The organism is Bacillus sp. JJ1566 (assembly GCF_036962685.1).
Taxonomy (GTDB): Bacteria; Bacillota; Bacilli; order Bacillales; family Bacillaceae_L; genus Ferdinandcohnia.
Window position 1 is genome coordinate 1 of the sequence record NZ_JBALOP010000009.1, and the last position, 3,389, is coordinate 3,389.

A 3,389-nucleotide genomic window follows, 5' to 3' on the forward strand; every position below is an offset into this window, starting at 1 on the left:
TCTGCTGAATAAAGTTAAACATCAGACAGTCTTACTAATTATAGTGAAAACCATTAAAAATTGTCAACCTTATTTGAAATACTATATTTTGGATAGCAAATCTTCATTTAGAAAAAAGGAAGTTAAGATCTACAACTGTTCCTCTAAAATTTACTCATAATCAAAATTTTACATCTCATTTTTTGGTTGTGGACAACTTTTATCGACATTTTTTTTAATCCACAACATTTATCGACAAGTTTTACACATCATCTTGTGTTGTGGATAATTATTTTCCACAAGGTATAGATTATGTGGATAAGTTTTCAAAAACCATTGATTATCTAGTCATTATCTGATATTATAGTTTTGTTTTCACTCGTAATAAGTTACTCATAATTTTTAATTATCCACAGAATGTGGATATCATGTGGATAGATTTTTTCACATTGTGAATGGATACTTGTCCACAATCAGTGGATTATGTCGAAAAGATGTTTTTCTACTATATTATATAGTTATTCACAAAATACTAAGAATGTATATTTATAAAACCTTATTCATTTCAAACAAAGTGACTGCATAAAGACTTATTTTTATACATTTGATGAATCATACTTTATAGAATTAAGTTCAAAGGAGGGATATTGTTGGAGAATATTGCAGATTTATGGGCAAAAGCACTCCAGGAGATTGAGAAAAAATTAAGCAAACCTAGCTTTGAAACATGGCTGAAATCAACAAAAGCACATGCCCTGCAAAAAGATACACTTATTATTACAGCTCCTAATGAGTTTGCTAGAGATTGGCTAGAATCTAGATATCTGCATCTTATTGCTGAAGTGATTTATGATTTAACCGGTGCAGAACTCGGAATCAAATTTATTATTCCTCAAAACCAACTGGATGAAGAATTCGAATTGAAAACACCAGAGAAAAAAGCTACGAAACAAGATGAACCAGCTGAACACTCTCAAAACATGCTAAATCAAAAATATACTTTCGATACCTTTGTAATTGGATCCGGGAATCGCTTTGCACATGCTGCGTCCTTAGCCGTTGCAGAAGCACCAGCTAAAGCCTATAACCCACTCTTTTTATATGGTGGTGTTGGATTAGGTAAAACTCATTTAATGCATTCGATTGGCCATTATGTCCAGGAACATAATCCGAATGCAAAAGTGGTCTATCTCTCATCAGAGAAATTTACTAATGAATTCATTAACTCTATTCGGGATAACAAAGCTGTTGAATTTCGAAATAAATACCGAAATGTCGACATCTTACTTATAGATGATATTCAATTTTTAGCTGGAAAAGAATCAACTCAAGAAGAATTTTTCCATACATTTAATACCTTACATGAGGAAAGTAAGCAAATTGTCATTTCGAGTGACAGACCGCCGAAGGAGATTCCAACCTTAGAGGACAGGCTTCGTTCCCGTTTCGAGTGGGGATTGATTACTGATATTACCCCTCCAGATCTTGAAACAAGAATTGCCATTTTACGCAAAAAAGCTAAGGCAGAGGGACTCGACATACCAAATGAAGTCATGCTATATATCGCGAACCAAATCAACACGAATATTCGTGAGCTTGAGGGTGCGCTTATTCGTATCGTTGCCTATTCATCTTTAATAAATAAGGACATAAATGCGGACCTTGCTGCAGAAGCTTTAAAGGATATCATTCCAAGTTCAAGACCAAAAGTGATTACTATTTTTGAGATCCAAAAGACTGTTGGTCAGCATTATAGTATAAAACTTGAGGATTTTAAGGCGAAAAAACGTACAAAATCGATTGCCTTTCCTCGCCAAATAGCAATGTATCTTTCAAGGGAAATGACCGATAATTCACTGCCTAAAATTGGAGAGGAATTCGGTGGGCGTGACCATACAACAGTTATTCATGCTCATGAGAAAATCTCAAACCTTTTAAAAACAGACACTCAATTACAAAAACAAATAACTGAAATCATCACCCAATTAAAGGGCTAAGAGAGAAAATAAGCTTCATCTCTTATTTTGGACAAGTACTTGTAACGTGAATACTGTGAATAACTTCTCTGTTGTTGCGCACAGTCTGTCCACATGTGGATAGGCTGTTTTGATTTGCTTTATTCAAGTTATCCACATACTCACAGGGCCTACTAGTACTTCTACGATCTTTTCTTTAAAAAAAATAAATATATATAACTTACAAATGTATTCGTATGAAATCAAAAATAGAACTATTTTTAGGAGGATTTTTGATGAAATTTATCATTCAAAGAGACTATCTTGTTCGAAGTGTTCAAGATGTAATGAAAGCTGTATCTTCAAGAACAACCATTCCAATCTTAACCGGAATCAAAATTGTAGTATCAAATGAAGGGGTAACTCTTACAGGTAGTGATTCTGATGTTTCAATTGAATCCTTTATTCCTACAGAAGAAGCTGGCGATGAAATTGTTGAAATTAAAGAAACAGGAAGCATAGTATTACAGGCTCGTTTCTTTAGTGAAATTGTTAAAAAGCTTCCTAAAGATACTGTTGAAATCGAAGTTCATTCAAATCTACTAACGATTATTCGATCTGGAAAAGCTGAATTTAATTTAAATGGTCTGGATGCGGATGAATATCCACATTTACCGCAAATTGATGGTAATCATGGATTTAAAATCCCTGGAGATTTACTAAAAAATATGATTCGTCAAACGGTATTTGCCGTTTCAACCTCTGAAACTCGCCCTATTTTAACAGGTGTAAACTGGAAGGTTGAAAATAATACACTACAATGTATTGCGACAGACAGTCACCGGCTCGCGATGAGAACAGCAACTATCGAAACAGAGACTGGTGAAGTGATTAGTGCTGTCATCCCAGGTAAAAGCTTAAATGAATTAAGTAAAATTTTAGATGATACAACTGATTTGGTAGATATCGTCATAACGGAGAACCAGGTACTATTTAAAACAAAACATTTATTATTCTTCTCTCGTTTATTAGATGGCAGCTATCCAGATACATCTAGATTGATTCCTACTGAAAGTAAAACGGAGATTGTTTTAGCGACGAAGGAATTTTTACAATCCATCGATCGCGCTTCCCTTCTTGCAAGAGAAGCAAATAATAATGTTGTGAAGTTTACAACTTTACCTGACGGAGTTGTCGAAATTTCGTCCACCTCCCCTGAAATTGGAAAAGTTAATGAGGAAATACAAAGTAAATCAATTGAAGGTGAAGAATTAAAGATTTCTTTTAGTGCAAAATATATGATGGATGCATTAAAAGCGTTAGAAAGCTCTGAAATTCGAATTAGCTTTACAGGTGCAATGAGACCATTCTTTATAAAAGCACTTGATGACGATACAGTCTTTCACTTAATTCTTCCAGTGCGCACTTACTAAATTGACCAAAGACTAAGAACGC

2 protein-coding genes are annotated in these 3,389 nt (G+C 34.1%); both read left to right on the forward strand.

Annotated elements, in window-relative coordinates; all coding sequences use genetic code 11:
- The first annotated feature begins 629 nt into the window (after positions 1 to 629).
- A complete protein-coding gene (gene dnaA / locus V7112_RS05485; RefSeq protein ID WP_335416522.1) occupies positions 630 to 1,976 on the forward strand; it encodes a chromosomal replication initiator protein DnaA in 1,347 nt (448 codons plus the stop codon).
- Between the two features lie 254 nt (positions 1,977 to 2,230).
- A complete protein-coding gene (gene dnaN, locus V7112_RS05490; RefSeq protein WP_335416524.1) occupies positions 2,231 to 3,367 on the forward strand; it encodes a DNA polymerase III subunit beta in 1,137 nt (378 codons plus the stop codon).
- Positions 3,368 to 3,389: the final 22 nt, after the last annotated feature.

Coding starts and splice junctions, on each gene's coding strand:
- dnaN (WP_335416524.1), top strand. CDS start 2,231: ATGAAATTTATCATTCAAAGAGACTATCTTGTTCGAAGTGTTCAAGAT.